At 72.1% G+C, this 13,589-nt stretch carries 14 protein-coding genes, 1 tRNA gene and 1 pseudogene; 5 read left to right on the top strand and 11 right to left on the bottom strand.

Going from position 1 to position 13,589, the window contains the following annotated elements; all coding sequences use genetic code 11:
• Positions 1-38: 38 nt before the first annotated feature.
• Positions 39-461: an Hsp20/alpha crystallin family protein gene (locus VB059_RS07770; RefSeq protein ID WP_323421445.1), complete on the bottom strand. Its 423-nt coding sequence runs from the start codon at positions 459-461 to the stop codon at positions 39-41.
• Positions 462-715: 254 nt separating this feature from the next.
• Here VB059_RS07770 and VB059_RS07765 point away from each other — a divergent pair, with 254 nt between their 5' ends.
• Both VB059_RS07765 and VB059_RS07760 read left to right on the top strand, forming a co-directional pair.
• Positions 716-1,276 (top strand): hypothetical protein, encoded by a 561-nt coding sequence (locus VB059_RS07765; RefSeq protein WP_323421444.1) that lies wholly within the window; start codon positions 716-718, stop codon positions 1,274-1,276.
• The gene (locus VB059_RS07760; RefSeq protein ID WP_323421443.1) at positions 1,276-2,103 is read left to right on the top strand and encodes a Cof-type HAD-IIB family hydrolase; all 828 of its coding nucleotides are present in this window, start codon (positions 1,276-1,278) and stop codon (positions 2,101-2,103) included. The genes VB059_RS07765 and VB059_RS07760 overlap by 1 nt, the downstream gene beginning before the upstream one ends.
• Positions 2,104-2,178: 75 nt before the next feature.
• On the opposite strand, the gene VB059_RS07755 is transcribed toward VB059_RS07760, so the two are convergent.
• From VB059_RS07755 to VB059_RS07720, 8 genes and pseudogenes are all read right to left on the bottom strand, one after another.
• Positions 2,179-2,628 (bottom strand): PH domain-containing protein, encoded by a 450-nt coding sequence (locus tag VB059_RS07755; protein ID WP_323421442.1) that lies wholly within the window; start codon positions 2,626-2,628, stop codon positions 2,179-2,181.
• A gap of 24 nt (positions 2,629-2,652) precedes the next feature.
• Positions 2,653-3,513: an ATP phosphoribosyltransferase gene (hisG, locus tag VB059_RS07750; RefSeq protein WP_323421441.1), complete on the bottom strand. Its 861-nt coding sequence runs from the start codon at positions 3,511-3,513 to the stop codon at positions 2,653-2,655.
• Between the two features lie 88 nt (positions 3,514-3,601).
• The gene (locus tag VB059_RS07745; RefSeq protein ID WP_323421468.1) at positions 3,602-3,865 is read right to left on the bottom strand and encodes a phosphoribosyl-ATP diphosphatase; all 264 of its coding nucleotides are present in this window, start codon (positions 3,863-3,865) and stop codon (positions 3,602-3,604) included.
• Positions 3,866-4,012: 147 nt separating this feature from the next.
• Positions 4,013-5,248, bottom strand: a pseudogene (gene mshC / locus VB059_RS07740) (cysteine--1-D-myo-inosityl 2-amino-2-deoxy-alpha-D-glucopyranoside ligase); the annotation flags it as partial.
• Between the two features lie 10 nt (positions 5,249-5,258).
• Positions 5,259-6,044, bottom strand: a complete 786-nt coding sequence (locus VB059_RS07735) for an SCO1664 family protein (RefSeq protein WP_323421440.1) — start codon at positions 6,042-6,044, stop codon at positions 5,259-5,261.
• Between the two features lie 120 nt (positions 6,045-6,164).
• Positions 6,165-6,737 (bottom strand): DUF3090 family protein, encoded by a 573-nt coding sequence (locus tag VB059_RS07730; protein WP_323421439.1) that lies wholly within the window; start codon positions 6,735-6,737, stop codon positions 6,165-6,167.
• A 9-nt stretch (positions 6,738-6,746) separates the two neighbouring features.
• Complete coding sequence (locus VB059_RS07725) at positions 6,747-7,448, bottom strand: MSMEG_4193 family putative phosphomutase (protein ID WP_323421438.1); 702 nt, start codon at positions 7,446-7,448, stop codon at positions 6,747-6,749.
• A gap of 112 nt (positions 7,449-7,560) precedes the next feature.
• Positions 7,561-8,070 (bottom strand): flavin reductase family protein, encoded by a 510-nt coding sequence (locus VB059_RS07720; protein ID WP_323421437.1) that lies wholly within the window; start codon positions 8,068-8,070, stop codon positions 7,561-7,563.
• Positions 8,071-8,291: 221 nt separating this feature from the next.
• Between VB059_RS07720 and VB059_RS07715 the strand changes: the two genes are divergently transcribed.
• A complete protein-coding gene (locus VB059_RS07715; protein WP_323421436.1) occupies positions 8,292-9,290 on the top strand; it encodes an aldo/keto reductase in 999 nt (332 codons plus the stop codon).
• A 51-nt stretch (positions 9,291-9,341) separates the two neighbouring features.
• Here VB059_RS07715 and VB059_RS07710 read toward each other — a convergent pair whose 3' ends face one another.
• Positions 9,342-9,575, bottom strand: a complete 234-nt coding sequence (locus VB059_RS07710; protein ID WP_323421435.1) for a DUF5703 family protein — start codon at positions 9,573-9,575, stop codon at positions 9,342-9,344.
• Between the two features lie 203 nt (positions 9,576-9,778).
• Here VB059_RS07710 and VB059_RS07705 point away from each other — a divergent pair.
• Positions 9,779-9,864: transfer RNA gene (locus VB059_RS07705), tRNA-Leu, on the top strand.
• Between the two features lie 306 nt (positions 9,865-10,170).
• On the top strand, positions 10,171-11,760 hold the full coding sequence (locus VB059_RS07700) for a glycosyltransferase family 39 protein (protein ID WP_323421434.1): 1,590 nt from the start codon (positions 10,171-10,173) through the stop codon (positions 11,758-11,760).
• A gap of 135 nt (positions 11,761-11,895) precedes the next feature.
• Here the strand turns inward: VB059_RS07700 and VB059_RS07695 are convergent, their stop codons facing one another.
• Entirely contained in the window at positions 11,896-13,551 is a 1,656-nt protein-coding gene (locus tag VB059_RS07695; protein ID WP_323421433.1) for an ATP-dependent DNA ligase, read from the bottom strand.
• Between the last annotated feature and the right edge of the window lie 38 nt (positions 13,552-13,589).

The raw sequence follows: 13,589 nt of genomic DNA, 5'->3' as shown, positions 1-13,589 counted from the left end.
GTACCATCCTCTCTCCGTGCAGGGGCCGACTCGGAGGCTCAGCCCCGGGTCACCGGCACCTTGTGGCCGCCCGGTGTCACCTCCTCACCCATCGGGACCCGGACCTCCAGGACCCCGTCGCGATAGCTCGCGGTGACGTCCCCCTCGGTCACCCCGGCCGGCAGCGGGATCGTCCGGCTGAACGATCCGTACCGGAACTCGGAGTGGTAGGAGTCCTTCTCCTTGTGTTCGGAGCGCTCCTCGCGCTTGGCGCTGATGAGCAGCTTGCCGTTGTCGACGGAGATCGAAACGTCCTTGTCCGGATCCAGTCCGGGGGCCTCGGCGCGAACGACCAAGGTCTTGTCGTCCACGTACTCCTCCACCCGCAACAGTGACGTCTCCTCCGTCTCGGTCTCGAAGAACCGCTCGACCAGATCCTGCAGATCCGGCCAGACCGGCCGCGGTCGACGTACGAGTGCCATGATCGGCTCCTTCCCGACTTCCATCCCGTCCCGGGCTCCCCTGCCCGGGCCCACCATCCAGCGTCGATCCGTCCCCAGGAGCAGTCAAGCGGTTCACCGGAACCCGCCGGTCCGTTCCCCACGCGCCTCGTCTCCGGCGGCGGGCGCACGCCCCGCCGCGCCCGAGGCAGCATGCACACCGTCACATCCGGGTCAGCACGCGCATCATCGCCGTGGTTCCGGGGGCACTCCGGCGCCCCGGGTAGGCTGAGGGCATGAACCCCTCGGACGTCCTGCTCGTCGCGACAGCCGCGCTGGCCCTGATCGGACTCGTGTACGCGCTGATCAGCTGGCGGGCCGGCTACGGCGCCGGACGCATCCTGGAGGGCCTCGGGCTGATCGCCCTGAGCGCCGGCCTGTTCCTGTCCGGGTTGATGAAGCTCGCCTATGACCTTGTCGCCGCGCTGATCGGCTGGGGCGCGTCGCTGGTCTGGACCACCCTGGTGGGGGCCGGGATCGGGGCCCTCGCCCTGGCCGTGGTGCTCTGGCTGGTGGCCGGTGCGCTGAACCGCCGCGGGGTGGGTGTCCGGACCAAGGAGGACATCAGGGCCCGGCGCGAGGAGCGCCGCGCCGCCCGGGCCGGGAAGGGCGGTCAGCCGCCCGCCGGCACCCGTCCGGGGGCCGGGACGGGTGCCGCGACACCGGCCGCCCGACCGGCCACGACCAGCACCCCCACCGCCGCCACGGGGACGAAGCCGTCCACGGCCAAGGCCGATGGCTCCGGTGATGAGTTCGACGAGATCGAGGACATCCTGCGCAAGCGTGGGATCAACTGATGAAGGAAGTGCCCTTGAGGGTTCCACGGCTGGTGGCATTCGACGTCGACGGGACCCTGCTCTCGTCCGACCATGACATCCTCGACAGCACACGCGAGGCGATCGACCGGGTCCGCTCGGTCGGCGCCACCGTGATGATCGCGTCCGGGCGCCCTGTCGCGGGGCTCCGCTTCCAGGTCGCCCGGCTCGGCCTGGCCACCGACGGCCTGGTCCTCGCCGGCTGCAACGGTGCCGTGATCGAGGACGCGACGACCGGGGAGGTGCTGAACTCCTGGCCGGTGCCGGCCCACGTGTCCGCCCGGGTGTACCGCGGTCTGCGGGAGCTACCGGTGTCCACCATCGTCCCGGTCGGCGACCAAGTGTTCATCGAGGACCCCGAGGGGCACATGGTGCATCTCGAGGCCCGCGCGAACGGCACCCGCGAGGTGGTGGTCGAGGACCTCTTCGCTGCTGCCCCGACCCCGCCGAAGATCCTCGTCTCCGCCCCGTACGAGGTGCTGGTGCAGCATCGGGAGGCGATCGACGCGCTCGGCGGTGACGAGGCCGAGACCTGCTTCTCGTCGACCTACTACTACGAGGTGAACGCCGCGGGGGTCAGCAAGGGCGCGGCCCTGGCCGCATTCTGCGCCGCCCGGGGGATCCCGCTGGAGCGGACCGTTGCATTCGGCGACAACGAGAACGACATCACCATGGTCCGCACCGCCGGAGTGGGCGTGGCGATGGGCAACGCGATCGACGCACTCAAGGAGGTCGCCGACGTGGTGACCGCCAGCAACGACGACCATGGCATCGCCCAGGTGCTCCTGGGGATGACCGTCCCGGCCTGAGCCCCGGTTTCCCGGGCGACCGGCCGGGCGCCAGGCGCCGGGTGCCCCCGTTTTTCCGGGCGACCGGACCGGGGGTCAGGGCCGGTGGGTGATCCACAGCTCCTGGAGCCGGGCGGCGTTGAGCCGGGCCCGATCCCCGTCGGGGGTCTGGATGGCCATCACCATCCGGCGTTGCGGGTCGCCGTCTCGGTCGCGGCGGAAGGTGAGGACGTACGCCCAGGGGTCGTTCTCCTCGAACCGGATGCCGGAGATCTCGTGCCAGCCGTAGTGGTGCCGGATCACCCCGGTGCTGATCGTCACGCCCTCCTCGGTGGCGACGAGCGAGGACAGCCCGAGCCCCATCACGAAGATCACGATGACCAGCAGGGTGCCGATGATCAGCGCGAGCTCCGGCCCGGTCGCCAGCGCCTGCAGCTCCCCCGGCAACAGGAACCAGGTGACCACCGGACTGCCCAGCACCAGCACCGAGACCACGATGGCGCTGGACAGCAGGGCGCGGGACCGGACCCGCAGCAGGACCTCCATGTCAGATACTCCCCGGCCTGCGGCTCAGAGTCGGCAGGCAGCCAGGTCGGTGACCAGGATCGCACGGGCGCCGAGATCCCACAGATCATCCATGACGAGATGGGCGTCGGCGGCGGGCACCATCGCGCGGACCGCGAACCAGCCCTTGCGGGCGAGCTCGGAGACGGTCGGCGACTCGAAGCCGGGGGTCAGCGCAAGGGCGGCCTCGAGCTTCTCCTCGGACACGTCGTAGTCCATCAGAACGTACGCCCGGGCCACCAGCACACCCTCGATGCGCTGCACGAAGTGGTCGAGTCCCTCGGGGACCTCTCCGTTGCGCTGGACCAGGATCGCCTCGGACTGCAGGATCGGCTCACCGAAGACCGCCAGACCGGCCCGCTTGAGCGTGGAACCGGTCTCCACCACGTCGGCGATGGCATCGGCCACGCCGAGGCGGATGGAGTTCTCCACCGCCCCGTCCAGGTTGATCAGCCGGGCCGACATCGAACGCTCGTCCAGCCAGGACTTCACCAAGCCTGGGTAGGAGGTGGCGATCCGCTTGCCTTCGAGCTGCTCGACCGACATCCGGTCCTGCATCGGGGCGGCGAAACGGAACCGGGTCCCGCCGAAGCCGAGGGCCCGGATCTCGGTCGCCCCGGCACCGGAGTCGAGCAGCATGTCGCGGCCGGTGAAGCCGATGTCGAGGGTGCCCTCCCCCACATAGATGGCGATGTCGCGGGGGCGCAGGTAGTAGAACTCGACCCGGTTGGCCTCGTCGACCACCATGAGTTCCTTGGACTCGGTGCGCTGCCGATAGCCCGCCTCGCGCAGCATCTGCTGCGAGGCGTCGGACAGGGACCCCTTGTTCGGGACGGCGACCTTGAGGAACGGACGTTCAGAGTTCACGGCCCCACCCTAATGGGGGCACTCCGCCGCCGCCCAATCCGGGAGCGACGGCGGCACACCGGGCTCACCGGACGGCGACACGCCGGGCTCACAGCTTGCGGTAGACGTCCTCGAGGGTGAGACCGGTGGCGATCATCATGACCTGGGCGTGGTAGAGCAGCTGCGAGATCTCCAGGGCGGTCGCATCCTTGCCCTCGTACTCCGCGGCCATCCAGACCTCACCGGCCTCCTCGACGATCTTCTTGCCGATCTGGTGCACCCCGGCGTCGAGTTCGGCGACGGTGCCCGAACCATCGGGGCGGCTGACCGCCTTGTCCTGCAGTTCGGCGAACAGGCTCTCGAACGTCTTCACGCGGTCGAGCCTATCCGACCCCTCCGCCGGGACAGGCACGGTGTCAACGCCGGCGCCCCTGTCAACGCCGGCGCTGGTGTCAAGGCCGGCAGTGGTGCTGACGATCGGCCCGCAGCCGGCGGCCCTGGTGTCGACGGCGACGCCGAGCAGGGCGTCGGCGGCCCGCACCAGCAGCCCGGGGGCCGAGGCGTCGGCGCCCTCGCCGGCGAGGGTGGCCGCGGCCCAGGTGTCGATCGCCGCCAGCGCGGCGGGCGCGTCGAGATCGTCACGCAGGGCGGCGCGGACAGCAGCCACCGTCGCCCCGGCGTCCGGTCCGGCGGTCGCCGCGAAGGCCCGCCGCCAGGTGTCCAGGCGAGCGATCGCCTCGCACAGCCCGGCCTGGGTCCACGACCAGTCCTGGCGGTAGTGATGGGCCAGGATCGCCAACCGGATCGCCATCGGGTCGACACCCGCAGCGGTCAACCGGGAGACCAGCACCAGGTTGCCCCGCGACTTGGACATCTTCTCGCCGTCCAGGCCGACCATCCCCGCATGCACGTACGCGGCAGCGTAGCGGTGACCGGTGGCGGCGCGGCCCTCTGCGGCGCTCATCTCGTGGTGCGGGAAGGCGAGGTCGGACCCACCGCCCTGCACATCGAACGTCTCCCCGAGGTAGTGCTCGGCGATCACCGAGCACTCGATGTGCCAGCCCGGGCGACCGGCGCCCAGCCGGCTCTCCCAGGAGGGCTCGCCCTGGCGGGCCATCCGCCACACCAGGCAGTCGAACGGGTCGGCCTTGCCGGGCTGATCAGGGTCCCCGCCGCGTTCGGCGAAGACCGACCGGGCCTGCGTCTCGGTCAGGTGCGAGATGGCGCCGTAGTGCGGCACCTGGCGGGAGCGGAAGTACCAGTCCGACGCCTCGACGCCCGGCTCGGTGTCGTCGAGCCGGTACACCAGGCCGCGGTCCCCGAGCTTCTCGACAGCCTCCACCACCAGCGGGATGGCCTCCACCGCACCGATGTACTCCCGCGGCGGCAGGACGCGCAACGCCTCCATGTCGGAGCGGAACAGGTCGGTCTGGTCGACCGCCAGCGCGGTCCAGTCCACCCCGGTCGCCGTGGCGCGCTCCAGCAGCGGGTCGTCGATGTCGGTGACGTTCTGCACGTAGTGCACGGCCAGGCCGCGGTCGCGCCAGGTGCGGTTCAGCAGGTCGAAGGCGACGTACGTGGCCGCATGGCCCATGTGCGTCGCGTCGTACGGGGTGATGCCGCAGACGTACATCCGGGCCTCGCCCGACTCCGGGCCCACCGGGAGCAGGCCACCACTGGCCGTGTCATGGACCAGGACGGGAGCGCTCCCGTCACCGGGGACGGTCGTCAGGGCGGGGGAACTCCAGGCACGCATGCGGGCGACTCTACAGCGGGGGCCAAGGGATCGGCGGCCAGCTGTCCTGCGGGACGGGAAGCGCCCCGGAGGCCAGCACGGCATCCGTACGGGCCACCACCTCGGCGGTCTCGGCCGGGGTGAGAAGGCCGCCGAGCACCTCGGCGGCGACGGCCCTGGTCCGCTCCAACAGGACCACCTCGTCGTCACGCAGTCGGGCACCGGCCCAGCCCCACAGCACGGTGCGCAGCTTGGGCTCGACGTGGAAGCACAGACCGTGGTCGCAGCCGAGCACCTGCCCACCGCTGGGCAGCAGGTGGACCCGCTTGCGGTCGGAGTTGTTGGTCACCGCGTCGAACAGCGCCAGCCGACGCAGCCGCGGATCGTCCCGGTGCATCAGGGTGACCTCGCGGCCGTATGCATCGACCGCGTCGACGACCCCGAACCAGCCCTCCGGGATCCGACCGACCGGGGCGAGGTCGACCAGGTCGTCGAGGTCCTCGTCCACCTCCACCCAGGTCTGCAGCGCCCCGATGCCCTGTGCGGTCTCGACCAGCCGGGTGGTGGGGACGACGTCGAAGCCGGCCGCAGCAGACAGGGCGTACGCGGCGACCTCGCGGGCCGCCAGCGTGCCGTCCGGGAAGTCCCACAGCGGCCGCTCCCCCGCGACCGGCTTCCACACGCACCGCACCGGCGCCCGCCCGGGCAGGTCGGCCTCGGCCAGGTAGGTCGCGTTGGACGCCGCCCGGATCCGGCCGAGCACCCGCAGCTCGACCTGCGGCCCCTCGAACGGCGGTGTGCTGAGGGCCGGGTGCATCAGACTGCTCCGGTCAGCGTGCCGGGGCACTGCACCATCGGGGAACCCCCGTGGCACACGGTCAGCGAGCCGCAGCGGCCCACCACTGACGTGCAGGGGCGGCGGACGGCCGGCGCGACGTCACGCCAGCGGATTGACGTAGCCGTTGGCGCGGGGACAGACATGGCCCTCGGGGTCCATCGGTTGTCGGCAGAACGGGCACACCGGCCGACCGGCGGCGATGACGGCCCGGGCGCGGGCAACGAACTGCCGGGCGTACGCGGGGGTCAGGCCGACGATGCAGACCGTGCCCTGCTCGAGCTCGGCGCTGTCGATCTCGCTGAGCCCGGTGACGGAGTCCTCGACGTCGTCGGAGAACAGTTCCAGCACCACCTTGTCGTGGCGGCTGTCCCAGGCCAGACTCATCGGCCCGATCCGGAAGTCCTCGGTGATCGGGGCGTCCAGTGGTCGGGTGTCGAGGGCACCGGCCGCCGGCGGCGGGATGGCGATCCCGCTGAGGGACCGGGCGGAGACCTCGTCGAGCAGGTGGGCGATCTGGCTGGCGAGCACCTCGACCTGCTGCTTCTCGCAGACGAGTGAGGAGAGTTGGCCCGCCTCACGGACCTGCAGGAAGAAGGTGCGGTCCCCGGGCTCACCGACGGCTCCGGCGACGAAGCGGTCCGGGTTGTCGTAGCGGAGGGTGAACGCGCTCACGACGCCAGCCTACGTCGCGGATCCCGCTCCGCCACCCACTGCGGCATCCTCGCCGGGCCGGGCCTCGGCCGGCAGCAGGTCGCGGATCGGCCCGGAGGAGCTGTTCAGGGTGAGGACGTAGGGGCGGGCGGGCGTGTAGCGGACCGCACTCACCGACGCCGGGTGGACCACCAGACGCTGGAACTGGTCGAGGTGCAGGCCGAGGGCATCGGCGAGGACGGCCTTGATGATGTCGCCGTGGGAGACCGCGACCCATACCGCCTCGGCCCCGTTCTCGTCGGCGATCCGGTCCTGCCGGGCGCGGATGGCGGAGACGGCCCGCTGGGCCATCGCGACCATCGACTCCCCGCCCGGGAACCGGGCGGCCGACGGGTGGGCCTGCACGGTGCGCCACAGCTCCTCACCGGCCAGGTCGGCGAGCGACCGGCCGCTCCACGCCCCGTAGTCGACCTCCGACAGGGCCTCGTCCACGATGACCTCGGGGTCCGACGCGTCGCCGCGTCCCTCGCGCAGGGCCCGGGCGGTCTCCAGGCAGCGCTCCAGCGGCGAGGACACCTGGGCCGCCAGGGTCACGCCCGCGAGACGGCGGCCCGCGGCCCGGGCCTGCTCCCACCCCGTCGCATCGAGGCGGACGCCGGGCGTACGGCCGGCGAGGATGCCCGCGGCGTTGGCGGCCGTCCGGCCGTGGCGCACGAGCAGGAGGATGGTCATGGGGCCCAGCGTACGGTCAGGCGAGTGCGCGGTCAGGTGAGTGCACGCTCCGGCGGATGCAGTTCAGGCGTAGTGCGCGGTCGGCCGAGCGCCCGGCCAGCCGAGTGCATGCTCAGGCGTAGTGCCCGTACCGGTGTTCGAGGGCCTCGGCTCCGTCGGCGAGTTCCACGTCCGCGATCGCGGCCCGGACCAGCAGGCCCCAGCCGGCGTGCGGCGGAGCCGGATCGACCAGCCGTACGCCCACCCAGCCGGCCGCACCCTGCAGCCGCGGACCGTACGCCGCGGGTGCCCAGTCACCGGTCCGGAACGGCCCGCCGGGGGACGGTGCGATCCTGGCGAAGGCGTCGGCGACCCGGCCCTGCCCGTGGGCCAGGACGTTGACCGTGGCTGTGCCGCAGGCGCGGAACAGCTCCCACCAGTCGCAGTCCTCGTCGACCAGCGCCACGAGCTCGCCTGGCCGGCCCTCGCCGACGAGGACCGAGGAGATCGTCCAGCCGTCCTGCCGACCCGCGCCGGCGCTGGTCCACACGGTGACCGGCGCCGGCAGGTGGCCGCGCAGCCGACGGATCGGGTCACGCAGCTCCGGCGGGGTGCGGAACGGGTGTTCGTCGTGGATGCTCATCGTCAGGGTCCTCTCCACGGTGGCTGCGGAGCAGCTGCGGGGTCAGCTGCCGAGGTGACTGCAGGGTAACCACCGAGGCAACCGCGGGAGCGCGGGCTGTCCGCGGGACGACCGACCGCCAGGGGGGACCGGTGCAGCCGGTGCGCCGGGAGCAGAGCCGGTGCAGCCGGCGGCGTGACCCGATTCCGGCGGGTGACCGTCGGCCGCCTAGAGTCACGCGCATGGAACAGCGACGCGTCGGCTCGTCCGGGCTGCAGGTCTCCCGCCTCGGACTGGGCACGCTCACCTGGGGCCGCGACACATCCCCCCAGGCGGCGTACGACCTGATGGCGACGTTCGTCGACGCGGGTGGCACCCTGATCGACACTGCCGCGGCGTACGGCGCCGGGGACGCGGAGGAGATCCTCGGCGCGCTGATGGCCCGCGAGTTCGACCGCGAGGACCTGGTCATCGCCACCAAGGCCGGCTTCGGCGTACGCGACGGGGAACGGGCGGTGGACACCTCGGCGCGGGCCATGCTGGCCGACCTGGACGCCTCTCTGGAGCGGCTCGGCACCGACTGGATCGACCTGTGGCAGGTGCACGCCTGGGGGCAGGCACCGATCGAGGAGACCCTCGCGGCGATGGACCACGCGGTGGCCTCGGGGCGGGTGCGCTACCTGGGCCTGTCCAACTTCGTCGGCTGGCAGACCGCCCAGGCCGCCTCCTGGCAGCGGGCGATCACCACCCGGACGCCGATCGCCGCCACCCAGGTGGAGTACTCACTGATGACCCGGCGCGCGGAGGTGGAGATCCTGCCCGCCGCCCGGGCGATGGGCCTCGGCTTCTTCGCCTGGTCCCCACTGGGGCGCGGCGTGCTCACCGGGAAGTACCGTCGGGGGATCCCGAAGGACTCACGGGCCGCCGCCGAGCACTTCGCCTGGTTCGTCGATCCGTACCTCCAGCCCCGGTCGCGGGCGATCGTGGACGCGGTGGCCCGGGCCGCCGACGGGCTGGGCATGAAGCCGCTCGAGGTGGCCCTGCTGTGGGTACGGGACGCGCCCGGGGTGACCTCGGCGCTGCTCGGCGCCCGGACCGCCGCACAGCTCGAGGAGTGCCTGGCGGTCGAGGAGATGACGCTGCCGGCCGAGATCGCCGCTGCCCTGGACGACGTCTCCGGTGGCGCGCTGACCACCAGGGACGGAGCCGGCCGGCCGCTGCCGCCGGTCCACCACGACTGACAGAACATCCCACCACGGCTGCCGGATCGGAGGACGCGGGTCCAGGCCTGATCAGTCGAGATAGCCGCCCAGGTCCAGCGTCGGCCGGACCCGGATGATCCGGCGGCGCACCCACACCTCACGACTGCCGTCGCGGTAGCGCCGCAGCCGGTGCAGCTCCCAGCCGCCGCGTTCGGCCTCCTCGGTGAGGAGCTGGCGCAGCGCGTTGCGGGACATCTCGCGGCCCACCGAGAACCGACGTACGTCGTAGTCACTCTCGGGTCGCTGGCGGGGCTTGGCTGGCACGCCACCATTGTGCCGACCCGGTCAACGCCTACCACCCACCCGCGATCCGCTCTGATCCGCGCGTGATCCACGCCGGTCCGCGCGTGATCGGCCTTGGTCCGCGCGTGGTCCGCCCGCACCGGGAGCCGATTTGGCGTTGCTCGACGGCTGTGGGTATAGTCCTACATCGCTGCCCGGCACCGCCGGACCAGCGAACAACGCCCGTCCGGGTGGCGGAATTGGTAGACGCGCTAGCTTGAGGTGCTAGTGCCCGTTTTAGGGCATAGGGGTTCAAGTCCCCTCTCGGACACAGAAATGACGGAGGCCCGTCCCCTTGTGGGACGGGCCTCCGTCATTTCTGTGACCCGTCCCGAACGGCACTGTGATCCGAACGGTCGGTCCCCGACTGATCCGAGGGAGGGCCGGCACGTCGTGCCGCGGAGGGAGTCGACGGTCGGCCCCGCACCACCTGAGTCCCAGCGCAACGCCACACCGCACAAGTTCGTCATCACCGGCGTGTCGACTAACCTCGTCCCATGATCTCCGTTCCCTGCCGTCACCGTCCCGGCCGCCCGGAAGACCCGGCGACGCGCGGAACCGACCCGGCAGGGTGCCGATGACGGCGCATCAGGAGCCCGTCGAGGGCCACCCGATCATGCCGCCGCGGTCCGGGCCAGAGGTCGAGACCACCCCCGGGACCGGCGCCGGGCCGACGTCCACGTTCGACCGGCTGCGCGCCGCCCTGACCGGACGCGCCGAACACCCCCGGCTGTCCCGCTGGATCCACCTCATCGTCGCGCTCCAGTTCGTGGTGATGACGGTGTACAGCGCCGGCTACGGCTACCAGCGCGACGAGCTGTACTTCCGGATGTTGCCCCCCGCCTGGGGGTACGTGGACCAACCGCCGTTCACCCCGTTCCTGGTCCGTACGCTCTCCCACCTCAGTGACCACACCTGGTCGATCCGGCTCGCCGCGACGCTGGCGACCTGTCTGGCCACGTACGTCCATGTCCTGATCACCCGTGAGTTCGGCGGCTCCCGACGCGCCCAGGTGCTCTCCGCGGCCGCGTACGCCTTCGCCCTGGTGCCACTGTCCCTGGGGCACAACCTGCTGACGGCCACCGTCGACCTGCCGTTGTGGGGCCTCACGGCCCTGTTCATCGCCCGCGCCACCCTGCGCGGGGACACCCGCTGGTGGATCGCGGCCGGCGTCGTCATCGGGCTGACCACCTACAACCGGTGGTTGATCATCGCCTTCGTGCTGGTGCTGCTGGCCGGCATCGTGCTGACCGGTCCCCGCAACCAGCTGACGGACCGCAACACCTGGATCGGCGGCGGCGTGGCCCTCGTCCTGGCGCTGCCGAACCTGTGGTGGCAGGCGCAGCACGGCTGGCCGCAGCTCACCTTCGGCATGGCCCTGGCCGGGTCGAACAACGCCGACGTACGCCGCGGCATGTGGTCGCTGCTGCCGATCATCATGGGCCCGTTCCTGCTGCCGGTCTGGGCGGCCGGGATCGTCGCGCTGTTCCGCCGCCCCGCATGGCGGAGGGCCCGGTTCTTCGTCCCGGCGCTGATCATCTTCCTGCTGATGATGGTCCCGGTCGCCGGCCAGGCCTACTACCCGGTGGGGCTGGTCTCGGTGCTACTGGCGATCGGGTGCGTGCCGGTCGCCGAGTGGGCGACCACTATGCAGCGGCGCCGGGCCGTGGCCGGTCTGCTCGCGGCGAACGCCCTCACCTCCGTGGTCTTCGACCTGCCGGTGCTGCCGATCGAGAAGAGCCCGACCCGCTACGTCAACCCGCTGGCCCTCGACGCAAGCTTCTGGCCGACGTACGTCCGCCAGGTCGCCGACGCGTACGAGGCCTACTCACCCAAGAACCCGGGCACCACCGTGGTGCTGGCCGGCGACTACGGCGAGGCGGGGGCGATCGACCGTTTCGGACCGGCGATGGGGCTGCCGAGCGTGTACAGCGGACACAACACCCTGGGCTGGCTGGCGCCGCCGCCGAACACCGCGACCGCCGTGGTCGCCGTCGGGATCCCCCTCACGACGCTGTCCGACCACTTCCTGTCGTGCACGCAGGTGGGTCGTCTCGACAACGGGTATGCGATCAAGATGTACCAGCAGGGCCAGCCGATCGTGGTGTGTGACGGGCGGCGCGATCCCTGGCCGACGATCTGGTCGGACCTGGCCCACTGGGGCTGATGGCCCGATGTCGCCCGGGTTGGGGCCCTGGCCGTCGGCCGTCGGCCCTCGGCCCCTCAGCCTCGGGCACCGGTCTCCGGCCCCTCGACGGCGGGCACCGGTCCGGGGCCCGGGTCAACCGCCGCGGCGTACGGCTCACCCGCTGGCCAGGGCCCGGACCGCGTCGAGGGTGTCCGCCTCGCCCGCCGACTTGTCCTCGCGGTAGCGCAGCACCCGGGCGAACCGGAGGGTGACCCCGCCGGGGTAGCGCACCGAGCGCTGCACCCCGTCGAAGGCGACCTCGACGACCTGCTCGGGGCGCACCTGCACGACGTGTCCGTGTCGACCGGTCTCCAGCTCCAGGAAACGCGCGGTCTGCCAGGCCAGCATCTCGTCGGTCATTCCTTTGAACGTCTTGCCGAGCATCACGAACTTCTCGCCGTCGCGGGCGCCGAGGTGGATGTTGGAGAGCAGCCCGGTGCGACGCCCGCTGCCCCATTCGACGGCCAGGACGACCAGGTCGAGGGTGTGGCGGGGTTTCACCTTCACCCAGGCCGCGCCGCGCCGGCCCGCGGCGTACGGGGCGGTGAGGTCCTTGATCACCACCCCCTCGTAGCCGTCGCGCAGCGCGGAGCCGAAGTACTCCCGCACCAGGGCCGGCTCGGATGTGACGATCCGCGGGACGATCGCCTCCGGGGGCAGCGCCCGGGCGAGCGCCGCGAACCGCTCCCGTGCCGGGGCGTCGACCAGGTCCTGCCCGTCGAGGTGCAGGACGTCGAAGAAGAAGGCGCTGAGCGACAGCCTCGTCGAGGTGCCGCCCGGCCGTTGCGCCTCGGTCTCCCGCGGCTCGGCGGTGGCCTCCGTGTCCACCATCTCGACCTCGGCGCTACCGTCCGGCTCCACCGCCCCGGCCCGAGCCGTGCCCGCCGTCTCCCCCATCCCCACCTCGGCGGGAACATGCGTCATCGTCCGTGAGCCGGTCTCCTGGAACGGCCGCGGGCGACCGTCGGGGCCGAGCAGCAGCGCCTCCCCGTCGAGCACCACCGCCCCCACCGGCAGGCCCCGGACCAGGGAGACGATCTCCGGCACCCGCTCGGTGATGTCGTCGAGTGAGCGGGTGAAGACCGCGATCTCGTCGCCGGCCCGGTGCACCTGGATCCGGATGCCGTCCAGCTTGGCGTCCACCGCCACCTCGGCTGCGGCGAAGCCGGCGAGGGCGGCCCCGACGTCCGGGGCAGGCGAGGCGAGCATCGGGCGTACGGGCCGCAGCGGTTCCAGCCGGAAAGTGGCGAGGGCCTGCGCCCCACCCCCGAGGGCGGCTGCGGCCACCGGACCGGAGAATGCGCTGAACATGGCGGCCCGGCGGACCACCGCGATCGGCAGGTCGGCTGCTTCGGCGATCGCCTCCAGCAGCAGCGCGTCCAGGGCACCCTGGCGCAGTTCCCCGACGATCAGCCGCCGCAGGAAGTCCTGTTCGACGGCCGTCGCTCGCCCTAACAGCGTGGCGACCTGCTGTGCGCGGGCCCTCCCGGAGCCGGGCCCGGCCAGCCCGGCCAGCGCCGCCATCGCGGCGTCCACCTCGACCGGGGTCAGCAACGGCGTGACAGCAGGTGCGGGCAGCGTGAGCAGGGAGCGCCACCCCACGCCCGTCCGCCGCTGCCGCAACCGTCCCGACAGGTACGAGGCGACGATGTCCGCCTCGGTGGCATCCGTGGACCCGGCCAACGTCGCGGCCAACAGGTGACGCTTCTCGAGCCGCGAGCCGGTCGCGGCCACCGCCGTCGAGGTCTGCACCAGCCGGATCAGCAGCATGCCCCGATCATCTCTCCCGGCATCCACGGCGTCGACCC

The organism is Raineyella sp., assembly GCF_034933565.1.
Classification (GTDB): domain Bacteria; phylum Actinomycetota; class Actinomycetes; order Propionibacteriales; family Propionibacteriaceae; genus Raineyella.
The sequence above is the reverse complement of the archived record's forward strand: the minus strand, read 5'-3'. Positions and strand labels throughout refer to the sequence as shown.